Source organism: Glutamicibacter soli (genome assembly GCF_003309065.1).
GTDB lineage: Bacteria > Actinomycetota > Actinomycetes > Actinomycetales > Micrococcaceae > Glutamicibacter > Glutamicibacter soli.
In genome coordinates, this window is the sequence record NZ_POAF01000001.1 from 631,780 (window position 1) to 651,062 (window position 19,283).

A 19,283-nucleotide genomic window follows, 5' to 3' on the forward strand; every position below is an offset into this window, starting at 1 on the left:
CCAGGCTCGAGCCCCTTTCCCGTTTTAGCCAACCGGCGCAGTGCGACCCTGCCGGCACGTGTCCGGTGAACTTTGCCGGGAAAACAAAATGGAGACCCTTTCGGATCTCCATTCGCCTTGGTGGCGGGGAGAGGATTTGAACCTCTGACCTCCGGGTTATGAGCCCGGCGAGCTACCGAACTGCTCCACCCCGCGTCGGTAAATACAACATTACCAATGCGTAACCATTTACGCGAATCCGGGACCCGTGTCGTCCATCACCATGCAACTCGGAGGACACTCCCCTGTGGAATATTCCAGGACATCGACTTCGGCCGGGTTCGATACCGCCAGCCCAGAAATGAAAAAAGACGGAAGCTTTCGCTTCCGTCTTTTGCCTTGGTGGCGGGGAGAGGATTTGAACCTCTGACCTCCGGGTTATGAGCCCGGCGAGCTACCGAACTGCTCCACCCCGCGTCGGTAAATACAACATTACCAACAGGGAAACCGAATCGCGAATCGAGCGACGGTGGCTTTCGTCACCCGACAGCCTTCAGGTGTCCATCGGGCTCACGCCGGCAATATGATGTCGCAGATTCTGGCGGAAAAGTGTGCGGCGATACAACCAGTGACCCGGCCGCCGGCGGCCACTGTCCCTCCCGTCCATCATGGAAAACAGCCGGAGCGAGGCCATGAGTCGAGTCAACCGAAACCGTATGGCAAGGGCCGCTGTTGACAGAAGTCCTCGAAAAGGCCTCAGGGCAACTGTGAGCAGGACGTCGGGGCGCATTCCTCTGGTGGGCCTGATCACCCCTACGCCTCCGACCCCCTGACGCTGCTCCTTCGCCCTGCAGAACGGCGCCGGGGAGCCTCACGGCCGCCTCCGCACCCCGTAGCGCGCAGTCGGCCAAAGGCTGCGCTTGTGCGCTGCCAGTAAGTGATACCGCTACTCCCCTGCATTCCGGATGGAATTCATTGCGGAGTTCTTCCAGCTAGCCCCGGCCGCTCAATGGCTCGGCGGATAACAGCGTCTTACGTGGGAAATGAGCAGGGCGCGATTCGCGGTATGGATTGATTTGCTGAACCTTGCGCAGACTACTGAAAGCCGAAGCCGCATTGAACCCGATCCTAACCCGCCCGCCCTGGAGATGCACCGGGCCGGAAGACTGCGCTCCATTGGTATTGAGCTGCGCGAAGCGCCCCGAGCACGGCCACCGGCACCTCGGAAAAATCCGCCTCCTTGACGTGGGCATCGCGCGAACCCACCGCTCGGAAATGCAAAAAGACGGAAGCTTACGCTTCCGTCTTTTTGGCTTTCGTGGCGGGGAGAGGATTTGAACCTCTGACCTCCGGGTTATGAGCCCGGCGAGCTACCGAACTGCTCCACCCCGCGATGACTAGTCAATTATTGCATCATCGCGGAGTGAAACGCAAATCGGGCATTCGTGCCAACTGGATTAACCGTTGTTCCCGTCGGTAGGGGCAGGCGATTCAGTTCCCTGTTCGCTGCCCTGTTCCGGGGCCGGGGTCTCGGATTTCTCCGGGGTTCCGTTGATAGCTGCATCGGCCTCGATGGCCTTCTGCAGTGCGGCTTCCAGATCCTTCTGCGACTTGCCGTAGGCGGCGAAGTCGTTCTTGGCCAAGGCTTCTTGTCCGGCCTTGATCGCAGCGTTCGCGGCGTTCAGAGCATCAGAGAGCTTCTGGGCGTCGGTCTGCGTCGGCTTCGATCCATTGTCGCCGTCACTCGGCTTCTCACCAGGCTTGGCGCCGGTTTCACCGGTCACAGCGCCCGAGTCGCCACCGAACACCTGGTCAAGTGCTTCGGCAAGCGTATCGGCGAAGCCGACCTGGTCACCGAAGGCCACCAGCACCTTGCGCAGCGTCGGGTAACTCGTGGCACCCGAGGACTGGACGTAGACCGGCTGCACGTAGAGGATACCGCCGCCAACAGGCAGCGACAGCAGGTTGCCGTTCTTGACTTCCGAGGCACCCTGGCGAAGCAGGTTGAGCTCCTGGGTCACCTTGGTGTTCGTGTCGAAGTTCTGCTGGGCCTGGCCCGGACCCGGCACTGCCGTGTCCGTCGGAAGTTCCAGCAGCCTGAGCTTGCCGTAGTCCTCGGCCTTGACGCCCGCCTTGGTTCCAGCATCCGCATTGGCTGCGAGGAAGCCGAACATCACGTTGCGCTGCTGGCCGCTGGCCGAGCTGGCCGGGATGAACGTCGAAGTCAGCGAGAACGATGCCTCGTCCTGCGTTGGCATCTTCAGCGACATGTAGAACGGAGGCTGCTTGACCTTTGTGTTCGCGGTCGTCGGGTCGTCCGGGACGGCCCAGGCATCGTTGGCCTCGTAGAAGGTTCCGGGATCGTCAACGTGGTAGGTCGAAAGGACCTCGCGCTGCACCTTGAACATGTCCTCCGGATAGCGAACGTGCTCCATCAGTTCCGCAGACATGTCCGACATCGGGCTGATGGTGTTCGGGAAGACGCTCTGCCAGGACTTCAACAGCGGATCCTCGTCATCCCAGGCGTACAGCTTCACCGAGCCGTCGTAGGCGTCAACCGTGGCCTTGACCGAGTTGCGCAGGTAGTTCACGCGTCCGTTGAGCGCATCGATGTCCTGGGCGTTGGTCAGGGAATCCGTGACCGCGGAGGACAGCTGCTGCTGCTGGGAGTACGGGAAGTTGTTCGACGTGGTGTAGCCGTCGATGATCCACTGCACGCGACCGTCGACGATCGCCGGGTAGGCGTTCGAATCCAAGGTCAGGTACGGTGCGACCTTGCTGACGCGCTCACGCGGATCGCGGTCGTAGAGGATCTGCGAATCGGCGTTAACGTCCTGCGAAAGCAACAGGTCGGTAGAGGCGAACTTCAGCGAGTAGACGATGCGATTGAACATGTTGCCCACGTTCGGTCCGCCGTCGCCGGTGAAGGTGTAGCGGGTGTCTTGGGAGTCGCCGCTGGTGCTCGGGCGGTCCAGCTCGCGGTCGTCCCAGCCCTCGTCCGGGCCGCCGACGATCGAGTACTGCGGCGAGTTCTCGCCGAAGTAGATGCGGGGCTCGTAGTCCTTGTCGCTGGCCAGGGTGCCGCTGGTCGGGATGCCGCCGAGCATGAAGTCCGGGCGGCCGCCGGCCGCGACGCGGTTGCCGTAGGCGGCCACCAGGCCGTAGCCGTGGGTGTAGGAGATGTGCTGGTTGACCCAGGTGTCGGTCGGCGAAACGTTCACTTCGCGGGCCGCAATCACGGTGTCCTCCACTTTGCCGTCGACCTTGTAGCGGTCCACGTTCAGGGTGTCGGCGAAGGTGTAGTAGCCGCGGAACTGCTGCAGCTGCGCGAAGGCGGCGGACACCAGGTTCGGATCCAGCAGGCGGATATTCGCGGTGGTCGCGGTTTCCTCGGCCAGCGCGTTCTTCTCGGTGGTCACGGTCGCGTCGTACTGGGTGACCTCGATGTCGTCCAGGCCGTAGGCCTGTCGGGTCATCTCGATGTTGCGCTCGATGTACGGGCTTTCCAGCGCACGCTGGGAAGGCACGACCTGGAACTGCTGCACCATGTACGGGTAGACGCCGCTGGCGACGATCATGGTGATCACCAGCATGGCGGTGCCGATCAGCGGCAGGCGCCAGCGGCCGGTGATGGCGGCGATCACGAAGGTAATGGCAATCAGCACGGCGACGATCGCCAGGATCATCTGGGCCGGGATCACCGCATGCACGTCGCGGTACAGTGCACCGGCCACGCGGCCGGACTGGTCGGTCAGGGTTTCGTACTGCCCGATCCAGAAGTTCACGGCTTGCAGCAGCAGGAAGACCGCCACCACGATCGCGGTGTGCACACGCGCGGCCTTGCCGATGGTGATGCCGCCGCGTTCCTCAACGCGGATGCCGCCGTACAGGTAGTGGGTCAGCAGACCGGCCACACCGCTGAGCAGGACTACCGAAATCAGGAATCCGTTGAGCAGCGCGATGAACGGCAGCGAGAACATGAAGAAGGACAGATCCATGTTGAACTGTGGATCGGTGCTGCCCCACGGGGTGCGGTTGAGGAACAGCAGGATGGTCTTCCACTGGCCGGCGACAGCCACGGCGGCGAAGATGCCGACCACCAGCGGGATGCCGATCATCAGGAAACGGCGCACCGGCTCCAGCTGGCTCTGGTAGCGCGACATCGAGTCTGCGCGCCCGCCGTCCGGCGCGTACACCGGACGGTGCTTGTAGGCGCTGCGCATGGAGAACCACATCGGGACGGCCATGAGGAGCAGGGCGATCAGGAAGATCACCACCTTGGCGATGCGTTCGGTCCAATAGACCTCGGAGTAGCCCAGCTGATTGAACCACAGGATATCTGCGTAGAAATTGGACAGGAAAACGAACACCGCGACCAGGATGACCACCGCGAAGATGGTCAGAGTCAGCGGCGACACCTTCTTGCCCGAGGGCCTGGACGGTTGCTGCGGTTGGCGGGGCCGCGGTGGGCCCCCGGACGGTGTATCCGATCCGTATGACACTATTTATTCCTTACCTTGTGTCCCAGACGCTGCTTTCACGTCAGAACTCATGTACCTAATCCACGTGCGAGCGATACGCACCAGTCTTGCTGCCTGCACCACATTCTTCCCGTGATGCGCAGCTAAATCTATTCGCAGGTCGCCATGCTGGCCGGATCTGCGCCGCCGGCGACCTTTTCAAGGACTTCGCGAGCTTCGTGCAACGTCGATACCTTGACAACATCTAAGCCGTCGGGAACTCGCCCGACGACTTCCGAGCAGTTCTCCGCCGGGGCCAGGAACACCGTCGCCCCTTCTTTCTTGGCGGAGACCATTTTCTGGGCGATGCCGCCGATGGGACCGACGTTGCCGGCCTGGTCGATGCTTCCCGTTCCGGAAATATGGTGGTCCCCGGCCAGGGATCCCTCGGTGAGCCGGTCGATGATCGCCAAGGCGAACATCATGCCGGCACTGGGGCCGCCGATGTTCTCGACTCCGAACTTCACGTCGATCGGGAAATCATGGGTGGTGTTCAGCAGCACGCCCAGCTGCCGGTTGCCCGTGTCCCCCAGCGTCGTGGAAACTTCAACGTCCATCTGCCTGGCATTGTCCTTGCCGCCGGGGCGCTGGATGGTCATCGTCGCCGGCGCCTCGCCGTGCTTGTCCAGGTCAGCCTTCAGCTGCTCAAGCGACGTGATGTCCTTGCCCTCGAACTTCAGCAGCCGGTCCCCTTCCTTGAGGACCGACTGGTTCGTCTCGGTGGCGAAGCCTGCAACATCCAGCCACGTCTTGAAGTCGTAGCCCAGCTCGGTCAGCGCAGCGGCCACCGACTGGTCCTGCGAGGAAACCATCTGCATGTCGTTCTGCTCAGACTGCTCATCGGTAGTCACGCCGCGCGGGATGACGGTTTCCTCGGGGGCGATGTCTTTCGTCGGGTTGAACAGCGCCTCAAGCACCACCGGGATGGTCACCCGGTTGGTGCCGCCGCCCTGGACGAACACCGTGAGCATGTCCAGTGTGCTTTCGGACTCATAGGACTTGGCGCCCTCGATGGTGATCAGTTCGGTGCCGTCGACTTCGCCAAGGGTGTTGAGCACCGGCCCCGGCGAGCGGATCACGAAGTTCGTGGGCAGGAACATCATCACGCCGATGAGCAGCAGGGCTACCATTCCGGCGCTGGTGCGTCGCACTCCCGGGGAACCCTTGCCAGGCGCGCCGGTGGGAGCCGAGTCGCTGGCTGAAATGACTGGTTCCTGTTCGTACACGTACCCTGCTCCTGACCGAAGTTTGATGCAGCAATGCCAAGAATGGCAAGGCTACTGTTAACCCTACTGAAGCGATGCTGTGAAATTCATGAGGAAGCGTGCATAATCTATGTGCCGAAAGCGAACTGGGGCCGTTCCGACTGCGAACTCCCAGCCGCAGGCGGTAGCTTTAAGTACATGGCACAGAACCCCCCGAATAACCGCCCCGACGGTAACGACGACGAAAACAACCCGCAGGATCCGTTCTCTGCGATGTTTGGTCAGCTCTTCGGCAGCGGATTCGACCCAAACAATCTTCCACCTCAGTTGAGGGATGCGCTGGGAGCCCAGGGCGACCCTGCGGCAATGCAGAAAATGATGCAGCAGGCGCAAGCCATGATGTCGGCCATGATGAGCAGCAATGCCTCATCCGGTCCGGTGAACTGGAAACTCGCCTCGGACACTGCCCTGCAGGCCTATGCCAGCGACGACCCCGAGGTGTCGGTCGCACGCCAGAGCGCGATCACCGATGCCTCCTACTTGGCAGACCTCTGGCTGAACAACGCCACCGCCTTCGAGACGGGTTCCGCCCCGATCGAGTCCTGGACCCGCAAGCGCTGGTACGACAAGACGCTGGGCACCTGGAAAAAGATCACGGAGCCGGTGGCGGAATCCGTGGCGCAGGCGATCACCAGCGCCATGAAGGACCAGATCCCCGAGGAGATGAAGGGCATGCTCGGCAACGCCGACGGCATGTTCCGCAACCTCGGCGCCAGCATGTTCGGCATGCAGCTCGGCTCCGCTCTGGGCGAGCTGGCCAAGGACGTGCTCGGCGGCACCGATATCGGCTTGCCGCTGGCCGGCACCACCCCGGGCATCGTGGCAACCAATGTCGCCGCGTTCGGCGACGGCTTGGAAATTCCAGAGCAGGAAGTGCTGCTCTACGCAGTGCTGCGCGAAAGCGCCCACGCCCGGTTGTTCAACCGCGTGCCCTGGCTGAGCTCCAAGCTCATCGGCGCAGTGGAGTCCTACGCCCGCGGCATCCACATCGACATGTCGCGTATCGAAGAAGCCGTTCGCGGCATCGACCCGTCGAACCCCGAGGCCCTGCAGTCCATGCTCGGCGAGGGTCTGTTCACCCCGCAGCGCACCCAGGCCCAGGACAAGGCCCTGGAAAACCTGGAGCTCACCTTGGCCCTGATCGAAGGCTGGGTCGACCATGTAGTCTCCGAAGCGGCTCAGAACCTGCCGTTCGCAGGCCACCTGCGCGAGACCATGCGCCGCCGCCGCGCTTCGGGCGGCCCGGCAGAGTCCACGTTCGCCGCACTGGTCGGCTTGGAGCTGCGCCCGCGCAAGCTGCGCGAGGCAGCCGCCTTGTGGGAGCACCTGTTCGAGGAACGCGGCATCGAAGGACGCGACGCGATCTGGGACCATCCTGACCTGATGCCTACCCAGACGGACCTGAGCGATCCCGCCGGATTCACCAAGCGCCGCGAAGAGGCAGCTGATGAATTCGACGAGTTCGACGTGGCCTTGGGCAAGCTGCTCGACGGCGAATTCGACGGCATCGACCCGCTCGCCGAGGCGCCGAAGGACGAGAAGGACAAGAACGACGAAGATCCGCAGGATCCCAAGGCATAACCGCCTGGCGGAGACCAGCTGACAGGTGCGGGCACCGAACTTCCCGGTTCGGTGCCCGCACTCTTTTTAGTGAGCCCCGGATTCGACGAGCGATCGTGCGGGAACGACTATTCGTCCTCGTCGCCGTCGAATCCCCCGGCCTCGGCTGCGCCCTGCCCGTTTTCTGCTGCGTGTGCCCGGAACCCTGCGCTGAATCCTGCCAGGAACTGGTCCGCCTCGGCGCGGCGCTCGAACCTGTCCAGCAGCGCCTGGAACTTGGCCCCGTGCCCGTCCTTGGGCGCCATCAGGTGCGCGAGTTCGTGCACCAGCACGTAGTCCTGCACCCACTGCGGGGTGTGCAGCAGCTTCGAGGACAGCCGAATTGTCTTTTGATACACGCTAGCCGAACCCCAGCGCTTGTTCTGGTTGTTTACCCAGCGCACCGAGACGGGCTGGGCCAAGCCGCCGAAATAGCGCCGATCCAGCTGCTCAGCCCGGGCTTCGAGACTCGCATCGCTGGTGGCTTCGGCCCGCTGCACACGATTCCGGCGATATTTCTTGACCATCTCATCGACCAGCATCTGTTCGGAGCGTTCATCCAGCGCCGCAGGCACCTGGACGACAAGACGGTCCTCCCTCCACTGGGACGAGATCGTCTTCCGTCGTTTGGCCGAACGCACGATGCGCACCGGAATCTCGTCCGGGGCGAGGAAGTCCACGGTTTTTGGCAAGGCTGGCATGGGTGCGTTCCCTTCAGAGCTGGGGCAGGAAACCGGGGCCCGGAATCGGGCCCCGGACTGCGGTTCAGGACAGGCTGCGGGTATCACGGCTGCGCCGTCGCCGGCGCGGGCTGTGCAGAGCCTAGCCGAGGTGGTCGGAGAGCACTTCCAGCACTGCCTGGCCGTAGCGCTCCAGCTTGGTGCGGCCCACGCCGGAGATCTTGCCCAGCGCCTGCTCGGAGGTCGGCCGGTGCTCGGAGATCGCCATCAGCGTCGCATCGGTGAAGATCACGAAGGCGGGAACCGAGTTCGTGCTGGCGACCTGCGAGCGCCACGCCCGAAGCGCTTCGAAGAGGGCTTCGTCGTAGGTGGCCGGGCACGAGGAGCAGCGCTTGAGCTTGCGCTCCTTGGCGCTGGTGAGGAATGAACCGCAGGTGCTGCACACCGCCGGGGTCACTTTCTGCTCGCGGCGCTTGACCGGGGCCTGCTGCCGGCTACTGGCCTGGCGGACCGACTTGATGCCGTCCAGGAACCTCGACGGGTAGCGGTGGGCCCGGCCGCCGGGGGTCCGGGCCAGCGACCAGGACAGGTACAAGCGGATCCGTGCACGGGTGATGCCGACATACAGCAACCGGCGCTCTTCGTCGTATCCGGCCTGGTCCTTGGCATAGGTGATCGGGACCAGTCCGTCGCTCAGACCGGCCAGGAACACCACGTCCCATTCCAGGCCCTTGGCGGCATGGAAGGACGCAAGCGTCACGCCGTCAAGGGTCGGTGCGTGCTGGATCGCCGCCCGTTCTTCGAGCTCGCGGACCACATCGTGCAAGGTCGCCTTCTCCCCCTGCGCCTTGCGGCCCTCGACGAGTTCATCGGCCAGGCGCACCAGGGCCGACAGGGATTCCCAGCGCTGCCGCACGGCGCCGGTGCCGCCGCTGGGCGCGTTGGCTGAATAACCGTGGGAGGAAAGCACGTCGCGGACCAGCTGTGCCACGTCGTCACCCTGCGAGACGTTCAGCGCGGCGCGCAGGGCGAGCATTCCCTCCTTGACCTCGCGGCGTGAGAAGAAGCGTTCGGCTCCGCGCATGACGTACGGAATCGAGTGGGCGGTCAGCGCCTGCTCGAAGGCCTGCGACTGCCCGTTGGTGCGGTAGAGCACCGCGATCTCTGAGATGTCCTGGCCCTGCTTGACCAGCATCTTGATCCGCTGGGCGACCTCGTCGGCTTCGTTCTCGTCGTCGGTGGCCTCGAAGAACTCGGGTTCTGGCCCGTGGTCGCGCTGGGCAATGAGTTCCAGCGGCTCCGGCCAGGTGACGGTGCGGTCGGGCACCGCGGTCTCGATGCGGCGGGTGGCAAGCACCTTGTTGGCCAGGGACACGATTTCAGGGGTGGAACGGTAGTCGCGCACGAGCTTGACGACCTTGGCTTCCGGGAAGCGGGTGCCGAAGTTCAGCAGGTAGTCCGGGCGCGCTCCGGTGAAGGAGTAGATGGTCTGCGAGGCATCGCCGACCACGCACAGCTCGTCGCGCGCGCCGAGCCACAGGTCAAGCAGCCGTTGCTGCAGCGGCGAGACGTCCTGGTACTCGTCGACCACAAAGTGGCGGTATTGCAGGCGCACGCTCGCCGCGACTTTTTCGTCTTCTTCAAGGATGGCGCTGGTCAGCAGCAGCACGTCTTCGAAGTCGATGACGCTGCGGTCGTCCTTGAGTTCCTCGTAGGTCTGGAAGATCCTGGCCATGCTTACCGGGGCCAGGCCGTTGGGCATTTCGCGGCTTTCAACGATTTTGGCGTAGCTTTCCGGGGAATGCATGGAAACCTTGGCCCATTCAACCTCGGCGGCCAGGTCGCGCACCATGGCCCGGTCGCTGGAGATGCGCAACCTGCGCGCGGCCTCGGCGATCAGCGGAGCCTTGTGCTCCACCAGGTTCGGCAGCGTTCCGCCGATGGACTGGGGCCAGAAGTACTGCAGCTGGCGCAGCGCGGCGGCGTGGAAAGTGCGTGCCTGGACCCCGGCGGCCCCGAGCTGGCGCAGCCGGGTGCGCATCTCCGAGGCGGCGCGCGTGGTGAAGGTCAGGGCCAGCACGCTAGTCGGGTTGTAGATGCCCGAATGGACGCCGTGGGCGATGCGGTGCGTGATGGCCCGGGTTTTTCCGGTGCCGGCACCAGCCAGGATGCACAGCGGCCCGCGCAGGGTTTCGGCGGCTTGCCGCTGTTCGGCGTCGAGGCCTGCCAGCAGGTCGTGCAGTGGAGGGTTGTCGTACGAGCTCACTACTTGGATGCCTCCGGAAGGTCCTCGCCGTACCAGGACTTGATCAGTGCATGGGCGATGGACGCACCGCGGGGAATCTGCAAGCTGCCGGCACGTAGCTCGGCGGCAAGCTGTTCACGGGTGAACCAGCGCAGGTCCTGGATTTCAGCGCCGTCCGGGACCAGTTCGGTGCTCAGCGCTTCACCGGTGAAGCCGAGCATGAGCGAACGCGGCAGCGGCCAGGGCTGGGAGCCGCGGTAGGCCACGTCCCCCACCTGGACGCCGGATTCCTCGAAGATTTCACGCCGTACCGCGGATTCCAGCGACTCTCCGGCTTCCACGAAACCTGCCAGCACCGAGTACATGTGCGTTCGAAACGCCGCGTTGGCCCCGAGCAGGATGCGGTCCTCGGCGTCGATGATTGCGGCGATGACCGCCGGATCGGTGCGCGGGAACAGCTCATGGTCGTTCGCCATGCAGCGCTGCCCCCAGCCGAAGGTGGCCGACCGGGTTTCCGACCCGCAGCGGGGGCAGAACTTCTCGGTACGGATCCAGTTCGCGATGGCCTGGGATTCGACGAAAAGCTCGGCCTCGATGTCGTCAAGGACAGTGAATGCCTCGCGCAGGCTAATCCACTGCGCGCGTTCAATCTGCGGGTAGTGCTCCGCCTGGACGATGGCCAGCACGTAGGTGCTCGTTCCGTGGGTTCCGAGGTACACCTGGCGGTCCTGGGCCTGCGGGGTATAGTCGGGGCCGTCGAGGAACAGCAGCCCGTCGCCGGTGACGGCGGCACCGGTTTCGGAAAGCAGCATGACCCGGGTTGATGCTTCGGCAAGCGCGCGGGGCAGCTTCTCCGGATCGTCCTGTTCGGTCAAAGGTCGTTGAATCTGTGACCGGGAAAAGCTCAAACCACTAATCGGTGAACGGTAAATGTCTGCCAGCGCCATACTTCTAACCTAGTGCACTTCGAGCAGCGGGGACCGCGGCAGCAATACGCTGTGGAAATAATTGACAATGATCTTCATCGCAACACCCGAATTTCGCTGGGAAACGGCCTATCTTCCGTGCGTCATTCAACGATGCAGAAAGGAATCTCGCATACGGTGGACATTGTGAAACGCTCTGCCATGGAACTCGCCGCTATTGCCACCGCTGCTGTACCCGGGTTGTCCCCGGTGGGCTTTGCCGCGCTATCCGATGATGCAGAAGATTTCGATTCAGCTCTGCTCATCGACGCACAGAAGCACCGTTGGCGCGTGCGTTCGCCGCGCCATGACGAAGCGAGCATGAGGCTTGAAGCCGAACTGTCGGCATTGCGCGCCTTCTCCGCGAAGGTCCGCGCTTCCCTGCCGTTCGCGCTGCCCAGCGTTGCCGGCACGGTGCGCCAGGGTTCGCTGCGCACCTTCGTCTACAAGGATCTCCCGGGCCGTGTCCCGAGCCTGGACGAACTGGTTGACGAGGGAAGCCGCTTGGCGACGGCCCTGGGCCAGTGCATGGCGGCGATCCACCAGATCCCGGACGAGTCTGTAGAGATCGCGGGGCTTCCGACCTACACCGCCGACGAGGTGCGCCAGCGCAAGCTCAACGAGCTGGATACAGCCGCCGCTACCGGCAAGGTCCCCAGCCGGCTGCTGCGCCGCTGGGAACACGCCATGGAAGACGTTGCACTGTGGCGCTTCAACGCGGCGGTAGTGCACGGCGATTTCGATGAAGAGCAGATCCAGATTTCCCAGTCGCGCATTTCTGCGGTCAAGGGTTGGACCGACCTGCATGTGGGGGATCCCGCCGATGACTTCGCGTGGCTGTCAGCCATCGAGGACCAGAACTTCAGCGAGCGCGTATTCGCCGCCTATGTGGAGGCCCGTGGCAAGTCCGCCGACCCGCACATCATGCGCCGCGCCGCGCTGGCCGCCGAGTTCGCCTTGGCCCAGTGGCTGGTCAAGTCGCTGGACAGCAAGGATGCCGAGCGCATCGCCGAAGCCGAGGAGATGCTCCAGGAGCTGGACCGGAATATCGCCGAATACGGCGGGCAGCCGCTGTCCGTCGTCGAGGCCCCGCGTCCGCTCAGCACCCCGGCACCAACCCCGGCCGCAAGCCCGGCGCAGCCGACCCCTGCAACCGAACGTCCGGTCATGGTGCCGAAGTCTTCGGCGCCGACCATCAATTCGTTGAAGGTCACCGCATTGGGTGGCAATTCTCCTGCAGCCGCTCCTGCCGCAGGGCAGGACAGCTCCGACTCGAACGGCCCGGAGTCGAGCACCCTGGACAATTCCAAGGAGCAGTCCACCGCAGCGCCTGGCCTGAAGGACGAGGGACAGAAGCCCGCCGATGATTCCAAGACCGGCACCGCCGCGCAGGAAACCGGGAACCAGGCTGGTTCCGCGGCACCCGACGGCGCAGCTCCGGCGAAGGAATCGTCCCCCTCCGACACGGATGGAAACGACTCCGCCAAGTGACGCTTACGGGGTGCCGGCCGGCTCCCCTTCTTCCAGCTGCTCGAACGCAGTGGTGATCATTTCCTCGAGCTCCTGTTCGCCGGACAGGTGCTCCGCATGGATCGTCACGCCCGCGGCAACATAGTAGAACGCGGCCTTGATCTGGTCCAGCGGAATGCCGTGGAGCCTGGACCAGCCCAGCCGGTAAACGGCCAGCTGGACCAGCTTGCTCTTCAAGTCCTTGCCCGAGGGCACCCGTCCGGTCTTCCAGTCGAGCATCAGCCAGGTTCCGTCCTCCAGGCGGAACACCGCGTCGATTCGGCCGCGCACTGCCACCGGGCCCACGCGCGTTTCCAGCGGCACTTCAACATAGGCAGGCTGAAGCTGCGCCCATTCGCTGGCGAGGAACGCCTCCTTCATGGTTGCCAAGTCCAGCGCGTCGTCCAGATAGCTGTCGGCCGGCTCCATGATGTCGCCCAAGTCCAGCATCGAGGTCTTCTCGTAGTACTCCTCGATCCAGGCATGGAACGCGGTGCCGCGGCGGGCCGCCAGGCCCGGGCGGCGAGGCACCGGCCGGCGCAGGTTCTCCAGCACCTCGACGGGGTCTTCGGCCAGTTCGACGAAGAGCGAGGCGCGCACGTGTTCCGGCGCTTCGATGCCGCGTTCCCGGTTGGCCAGGAATTCACGCTGGGCGAGAAGGCGCCGCGCTTCCTCGGCCCAGGCTCGACCCACGTCGGTGCTGATCTCGCGGCCGGTGCCCGGCGACAGGACGTCATCTGCAAGTTCCTGGAGCACCTCACGCCGCGAATACGGGTGCGGGCTCTTGGCCACGCCGCCGCGGATCTCGGGCCCGGCCAGCGGGTCATAGGGCCAATCGGCCTCCAGCGGCGTCATGCGGCTGGGGTTTTGCTCCGGCGCATCCTCGTCCTTCACCCACACGCCGATCTCAGCCCGCGGGTGCTCCCCCTCGGCCAGCGGCATCAGCGCGCTGAAGAACAACGATGGGTCGGTCGGCTTGGTCCGGCTGTTGGTCCAGATGCTGCTGCTGCAGATCAGCAGGGTCTTGGCGCGGGTCACCGCCACGTAGGCCAAGCGCCGTTCCTCGGCGATGTGGTGGTCTTCCACATCGGAGGTGAACATGGATTCGGCTTCGAGCAGCTCCTTGAGCGAGGACTGGTCGGTGTCCCATTGCGGCAGATCCCTGGCATCGCCGCGCAGCGGCCACGGGACCGCCTTGTCGCCGCTGGTCCAGCGGTCTGACTTCGATCCCGGGAACACCCCGTCGTTCATCGACATGACCGCCACGGTGTCCCATTCAAGGCCCTTGGAGGCATGCACTGTGAGCAGCTGCACCGCCTTCGGGTCTGCGTCCTCGCCCGGCAGCGGCAGGCCCTTTTCCTTTTCGGCTGCCTGTTCCAGCCACATCAGGAATCCGGCCAGTTCCACTCGCGGGGCGTTGCGGCAGTATTCGCGGACCACGTCAGCGAAGGCATCGAGGTTCGCCCGGGACTTGTCGCGGTCGACCCACGGACGGGCGGCGACCTCGATGTCCAGGTTCATGGATCGTTCGACCTCGCGGATCAGCGTGTCCAGGTCGTCGTTGGCCAGCAGCCGCAGCCCGGCCAGCTCCTCGCGCAGCCGGACCAGCCGGGCCCGGCCCTCGGCGCTGAGCTGGCGTCCGTCGCCGCTGGTCCAGTGCTCCGGCGGCAGGTAGTCCAGGGCTTCCACCAGGCTGGCGCCGTCGTTCAGCTCCGCGCGGACGGCTTCCAGCGCAGGCTCGGATTCCGTCCCCGTCTCGTTCTGGATCTCCTGCGGGTTCAGTCCGCGTGCCCGGCGGCGTTCAAGCTGCCGGGACCAGTCCGCGAAGGCAGTCAGGTCCGCGGGGCCCAGCCGCCAGCGCGCGCCGGCCAGCAGCCGCATGAGCTTGTCCGAGCGCAGCGGATCCACCAGCACGTGCAGGCAAGCGACCAAATCGGTCAGTTCCGGGGTGCTGAGCAGCCCGGAAAGGCCCACGAACTGGTAGGCGATGCCGCGCTCGTCGAGCACCTCGGCCATGGAGGCGAGCTGCCCGCGGTTGCGCGAAAGCACGGCGCTGGTGAGCACGGTGCCATCGGCGGCGACGAAGCCTTCGCCCTGGATCAGGTCGGCAATGGCTTCGGCTTCCTGGCGCACGGTGGCGCAGCGGTTGAGCACCACCCGCCCGGGCAGCGCGAAGGCCGAGGGCTCCAGCGGCTTCACTGCCACCGGCCCGGTGGACTGCTGCGCCCCGCCGCCGGTGATGGCGTTGGCGGCCTCCAGCACGTTGACGGTGTTGCGCCAGGCGATGGTCAGGTGGTTGACGTGGGCCAGTTCGCGGCCGTTGGGACGGTGGATCGGGAACTTCTCCGGGAAGCGGAACAGCTGCCCGGCGCTGGCTCCGCGGAAGCCGTAGATCGACTGGTTGGGGTCGCCCACCGCGGTCACCGGGTGGCCCTGGCCGTAGAGTTCGGAGAACAGCACCATTTGGGCGTGCGAGGTGTCCTGGAACTCGTCCAGCAGCACCACCTTGTGCGTCGTGCGTTCGGCGAGCGCCGCGGCGGGAACCTGCTGGGCGATGGTCGCTGCGTGGGCGACCAGGTCGCCGTAGTCCATGACGCCGAGCTTCTTCTTCTGCGCCGCGTAGTCCTCGGCCAGCTGCGCGATGGTGGCGCGGGAGGCCAGCTTGTCGATGAGCTTGAGGGCGGCCTGCGTGGGCGCCTTGTTCTTCTCCGGGTCCATCGGCAAGGTGCGCAGCCGGGCCACCAGGTCGTCGATCCAGCCGTGCGCCTCGGGCGCGGTGAGCAGGTGCTCGGCCGCTTCGGAGCTGAAGGACACGATGGCGTCGATCAGCGTGCTGGTGGCGCTGTTCAGGTGGCGGTAGTCCCCCGTATAGCTTTCAAGCACCGTGTGGGCCAGCTGCCAGGACTGCGCGGCGCCCAGCAGCACGGTGTCCTCCTCCAGTCCGAGGCGCAGCCCGTGGTCCTGGACCAGGGTGTTGGCGTAGGAGTGGTAGGTGGATACCGCGGGGTCCAGGAAGTCCCGGGTGGTTTCCTCGCTGAGCAGTCCGGTGGCCACCAGCTGGGCGATCTTTGCGCGGATGCGCACCGACAGCTCGCCGGCGGCCTTGCGGGTGAAGGTCACTCCGAGGATTTCCTCCGGGCGCACCAGCTGGTTGGCGACCAGCCAGACCACCTTGTCAGCCATGGTCTTGGTCTTGCCGGATCCGGCGCCGGCGATAACCAGCATGGGCTCCAGCGGGGCGCTGATGATCTGCGCCTGCTGCTTGGTGGGCGGGAACTTCTCCCCCAGCGCCTCGGAGAGCTCCTGCGGGGTGTACTTGATCATGCTCATGGTTCGGTGACCTGTCGTCCTTCGTTGCACAGCGGACAGATTTCGGGAAGGGTGCAGCTGCCCAGCAGGCCTGCGGATCCAGCCACATGCCGGGTGGTGAATTCGGTGTGGCCCATCAGCTCGGCGGCTTCCAGGATGAGTTTGCGGGCCCAGTCTTCCTGGCCCAGCGCCGGCTGGTCGCGCAATGCGGGGCTTTTGGCGGAGGTGCCCACGTAGACCAGGGTCGCCCCGGCGGGGTCGTCCGAGAGCCCGGCAGTCTGCTCGTGCTCCTGCAGGGCACCGAGCTGGATGGCGGTCTGGTAGACGCCCAGCTGGGCGTGCTCCAGCACGTCGTTCTTGCTCGGCGCCGAGGCACCGGTCTTCAGGTCCACCACGGTGACCCTGCCGTTGGCATCGGCCTCGACGCGGTCGATGATGCCGCGGATCTGCACCGGATCCCCGCCGGTGGGGACCTCCACGTTGAAGGGCAGCTCGCGGGCCACGAGCCGGCGGCCTTCCTGGCGGGAGGCCACGCAATACTGGGCGAACTTCTTGAGCATCGAGTTGGCCCGGTCGAAGTCCCGCTGGCCTTCCCAGTTCTCCGGCTTCTCCAGCTCCGGCCAGCGCTCCTCTAGGATGCGCTCGTATTCCGAGCTGCTGGCCTCGGGGTGTTCCTCCGCGATGGAGTGGATCAGGGTTCCCAGGGAGGCTGCGAAGTCGTGGGCCGCGGTGCCTCCGGCGCTTTGCACAAACCAGTTCAGCGGCGACTTGACCAGGGTCTCGACCTTGGAGGGCGAGATCCTGCGCGGCTGGCCTTCCGGGATGACCGGCCCATGGCTGCTCAACGGCAGCATGCCCCACCAGGAGGAGGGGTGCGCCCCGCGGACGATGCGCGGCTGCGCCGCCAGCCCGGAGAGCACCTGGGCTGCATCCCGGTACAGGTCGTCGGCGCTGACCTGCGGCGGTGGGGCGATCGCCCCGAGCTGCGCGGCCTTGGCGCGTTCTGCGGTATTGCGCAGCTCCGCCACCAGGGCGGGTAGCGCGCGGATGCGCGGCACCGGGGTCGGGGCGCGGCCCTCATCCCCCGGCGGATCCACCAGGTCCATGAAGGAGGAAGGCTGGGAGTCCTCGTTGTCCACGGCGGTGCAGATCAGCTGGGAGCTGGCGCGGGAGACCGCGTTGCTGAAGCTGCGCAGCTCGTCGCTGCGGATCTGGCGGACCAGGTGTGTGGGGGTCCGGGTGGCCAGGAACCCGATGCCGTGCTCCACCACGTCGGCCAGCGCGTTCGAGCCCAGCAGTTCGCCGCGCAGCCGCAGGTTGGGCCAGGATCCTTCCTGCAGCCCCGGGATGAAGACGATGGGCCACTGCTTGCCGGCGGCTGCCGCGGTGGTCAGCACCGTGACGTGCTGGCCTCCGGAGCCGCGGCTGGCCAGCGAGTCCATGGGCAGCTCCTGGTGCAGGATGTGCTCGATGAACTGCTCCACGCTTGCTCCGGGCAGCTGGTCGACGAATCGCTCGGCGGCTTGGAACAGGGACAGCACCGCATCCAGGTCATGGTCGGCCCGGCGTGCGGTGGTTCCGGCCCCTAGGGCTTCCTCCCGCCAGGCCTTGGCGCGCCCGGAGGCTTCCCACATGACCCACAGGGCGGTTTCCGGGGTGGCGGTGCCGGAGGCAAGCTCCTCGCGCAGCGCGGTGTACATCTTCAGCAGACGCTGCAGCCCGAAGGCCGGCTTACCCAGGTCCGCGGCGAGCTCCGGCTCCGCGAGGCAGGCTTCGAGCAGCTCCTGGCTGGAGCGCCGACCGCCGCGGGACGACTCCTGCTGGCGCAGCAGCTGGCGCAGCCGGCGGATTTCCAGCGCGGTGCTCATGCCGTAGCGCGAGAGCAGCAGGTTCTGCATCAGCAGCGGATCCTCGCCCGCCCCGTCGGCGAACGCCAGGTCCAGCAGGTCCAGCAGCGGGCGGACCGCGGATTCGTCCTTGAGCGGGATTTCGGCCGGGGGCACCTGCACGGCGATCCCCTGGCCTTCCAGGAAGCGGCTGAGCGAACGCACTTGGGAACCGTTGCGCACCACGATGGCGATGTCCGAGAGGTCCTTGCCTTCGAAGAGGTTCAGCTGCACGATGCGCTGGGCGATGAAGCGCTCTTCCAGGGTGGAGTTCTCGAAGGTGAGCGCCTGCGCGGCCCCGGCGCCGGCGGCCGCCACCGGCTCCACGGCGCGGCCACGGGTTCCGGTGGCCACCGGGATGCGGCGCACGATGCGGCGCCAGGCCTCGGTGATTTCAGGGCCCATCCGGTAGCCGGTGCCCAGTTCGAGGATCTGCGCGTCGTCGGCGCTGGTGTAGCGGGCGGAGAAGCGGTGCAGCTGGTCTGCGCGGGCGCCGCGGAATCCCTGGACCACGCTGTCCGGCGCAGCGAAGGCCAGCAGCGGGCGGTCGCGGCCCAGCAGCGCCAGCAGCCGGTGCTGGGACAGGGTGGCTTCCTGCAGGTCGTCAACCAGGATCAGCGCCAGCCGGTCCTGCTCGGCGTGCAGGAAGTCGGGGTTCTCCTCCAGCAGCTGCGCGGCGCGGGTGATCAGCCCCGCCGGGTCGAAGGCTTCGGCATTGCCCAAATCCAGCAGGTCGCGGTACTCCTGGTAGAACCGGGCGGCGGCAAGCCATTCCGGGCGGGCGGCGGCCTGCCCGTAGTCGGCGATGTCCGCCGGGTCCAGGCCCAGTTCCGAGACGCGGTCGAAGAATTCGCGCAGCTCCTTGCGGAAGCCCCGGGTTTCCACCGCCAGCTTCAGGTCGGCAGGCCAGCCTGGGCCCGGGGTCAGGCCCTGGGCGTGGCCTTCGAGCAGGTTGCCGATGAGGGTGTCCTGCTCGGGGCCCGAGAGCAGCCGCGGGGCGCGCTCGACGAAGGGCAGCAGCCCCTCGACCCGGGCACGGCGGATCAGGTCGAACGCGTAGGCGGACCAGGTGCGGACCACCGGTTCGGTGAAGGTGCGCTGGGCGCGGCGGCTGAGCTCGTCGCGGATAGCCGCGGCGCTCAGCCGGGTGGGCGCGATGACCAGCAGCGAGAGCGGGTCCAGACCGTCGTCCAGGCGGGCCACCGCGGTGTCGATGAGCGCGGTGGTCTTGCCGGTGCCGGGGGCACCGGCGACCAGCATGGGGGTTCGTGCGCCGGCCAGGGTTTCCAGCAGCGGGGCCGATTCCTCGGCGGGTACGTCGTGCAT

9 protein-coding genes and 3 tRNA genes are annotated in these 19,283 nt (G+C 65.8%); 2 read left to right on the plus strand and 10 right to left on the minus strand.

The genetic code is table 11. The annotated features are described in order from the left end of the window. Positions 1–118: 118 nt before the first annotated feature. The 5 genes from C1H84_RS02970 to C1H84_RS02990 form a co-directional block, all read right to left on the minus strand. A tRNA-Met gene (locus C1H84_RS02970) sits at positions 119–195 on the minus strand. Between the two features lie 184 nt (positions 196–379). Then, positions 380–456 (minus strand) — tRNA-Met (locus tag C1H84_RS02975). Positions 457–1,298: 842 nt separating this feature from the next. Continuing rightward, a tRNA-Met gene (locus C1H84_RS02980) sits at positions 1,299–1,372 on the minus strand. A 64-nt stretch (positions 1,373–1,436) separates the two neighbouring features. After that, positions 1,437–4,397, minus strand: coding sequence for a UPF0182 family membrane protein (locus C1H84_RS02985; protein WP_231735932.1), 2,961 nt, complete (start codon positions 4,395–4,397; stop codon positions 1,437–1,439). Between the two features lie 212 nt (positions 4,398–4,609). Beyond that, entirely contained in the window at positions 4,610–5,725 is a 1,116-nt protein-coding gene (locus tag C1H84_RS02990; protein WP_052772418.1) for a YlbL family protein, read from the minus strand. Positions 5,726–5,902: 177 nt separating this feature from the next. Between C1H84_RS02990 and C1H84_RS02995 the strand changes: the two genes are divergently transcribed. Then, positions 5,903–7,345 (plus strand): zinc-dependent metalloprotease, encoded by a 1,443-nt coding sequence (locus C1H84_RS02995; RefSeq protein WP_047119534.1) that lies wholly within the window; start codon positions 5,903–5,905, stop codon positions 7,343–7,345. A 107-nt stretch (positions 7,346–7,452) separates the two neighbouring features. On the opposite strand, the gene C1H84_RS03000 is transcribed toward C1H84_RS02995, so the two are convergent. The 3 genes from C1H84_RS03000 to nudC form a co-directional block, all read right to left on the minus strand. After that, on the minus strand, positions 7,453–8,064 hold the full coding sequence (locus tag C1H84_RS03000; RefSeq protein ID WP_113606486.1) for a M48 metallopeptidase family protein: 612 nt from the start codon (positions 8,062–8,064) through the stop codon (positions 7,453–7,455). A 121-nt stretch (positions 8,065–8,185) separates the two neighbouring features. After that, positions 8,186–10,309 carry an ATP-dependent DNA helicase UvrD2 gene (locus tag C1H84_RS03005; RefSeq protein ID WP_113606487.1) on the minus strand — a complete coding sequence of 708 codons (2,124 nt, stop codon included), beginning with the start codon at positions 10,307–10,309 and terminating at the stop codon, positions 8,186–8,188. Then, positions 10,309–11,163 carry an NAD(+) diphosphatase gene (gene nudC / locus C1H84_RS03010; RefSeq protein WP_052772419.1) on the minus strand — a complete coding sequence of 285 codons (855 nt, stop codon included), beginning with the start codon at positions 11,161–11,163 and terminating at the stop codon, positions 10,309–10,311. Before nudC ends, C1H84_RS03005 begins: the two co-directional genes overlap by 1 nt. A gap of 228 nt (positions 11,164–11,391) precedes the next feature. On the opposite strand from nudC, the gene C1H84_RS03015 reads away from it, so the two are divergent. Beyond that, the gene (locus C1H84_RS03015) at positions 11,392–12,744 is read left to right on the plus strand and encodes a phosphotransferase (RefSeq protein ID WP_244910789.1); all 1,353 of its coding nucleotides are present in this window, start codon (positions 11,392–11,394) and stop codon (positions 12,742–12,744) included. A 3-nt stretch (positions 12,745–12,747) separates the two neighbouring features. Here the strand turns inward: C1H84_RS03015 and C1H84_RS03020 are convergent, their stop codons facing one another. Both C1H84_RS03020 and C1H84_RS03025 read right to left on the minus strand, forming a co-directional pair. After that, positions 12,748–16,092, minus strand: coding sequence for an ATP-dependent helicase (locus C1H84_RS03020; RefSeq protein ID WP_113606488.1), 3,345 nt, complete (start codon positions 16,090–16,092; stop codon positions 12,748–12,750). After that, entirely contained in the window at positions 16,089–19,283 is a 3,195-nt protein-coding gene (locus tag C1H84_RS03025) for an ATP-dependent helicase (RefSeq protein WP_244910790.1), read from the minus strand. Before C1H84_RS03025 ends, C1H84_RS03020 begins: the two co-directional genes overlap by 4 nt.

Bases quoted from the DNA above. Each gene is read 5' to 3' on its own strand.
- C1H84_RS03025 (WP_244910790.1), bottom strand. From the start codon at position 19,283: ATGCACGACGTACCCGCCGAGGAATCGGCCCCGCTGCTGGAAACCCTG.
- C1H84_RS02995 (WP_047119534.1), top strand. From the start codon at position 5,903: ATGGCACAGAACCCCCCGAATAACCGCCCCGACGGTAACGACGACGAA.
- C1H84_RS03000 (WP_113606486.1), bottom strand. From the start codon at position 8,064: ATGCCAGCCTTGCCAAAAACCGTGGACTTCCTCGCCCCGGACGAGATT.
- C1H84_RS03020 (WP_113606488.1), bottom strand. From the start codon at position 16,092: ATGAGCATGATCAAGTACACCCCGCAGGAGCTCTCCGAGGCGCTGGGG.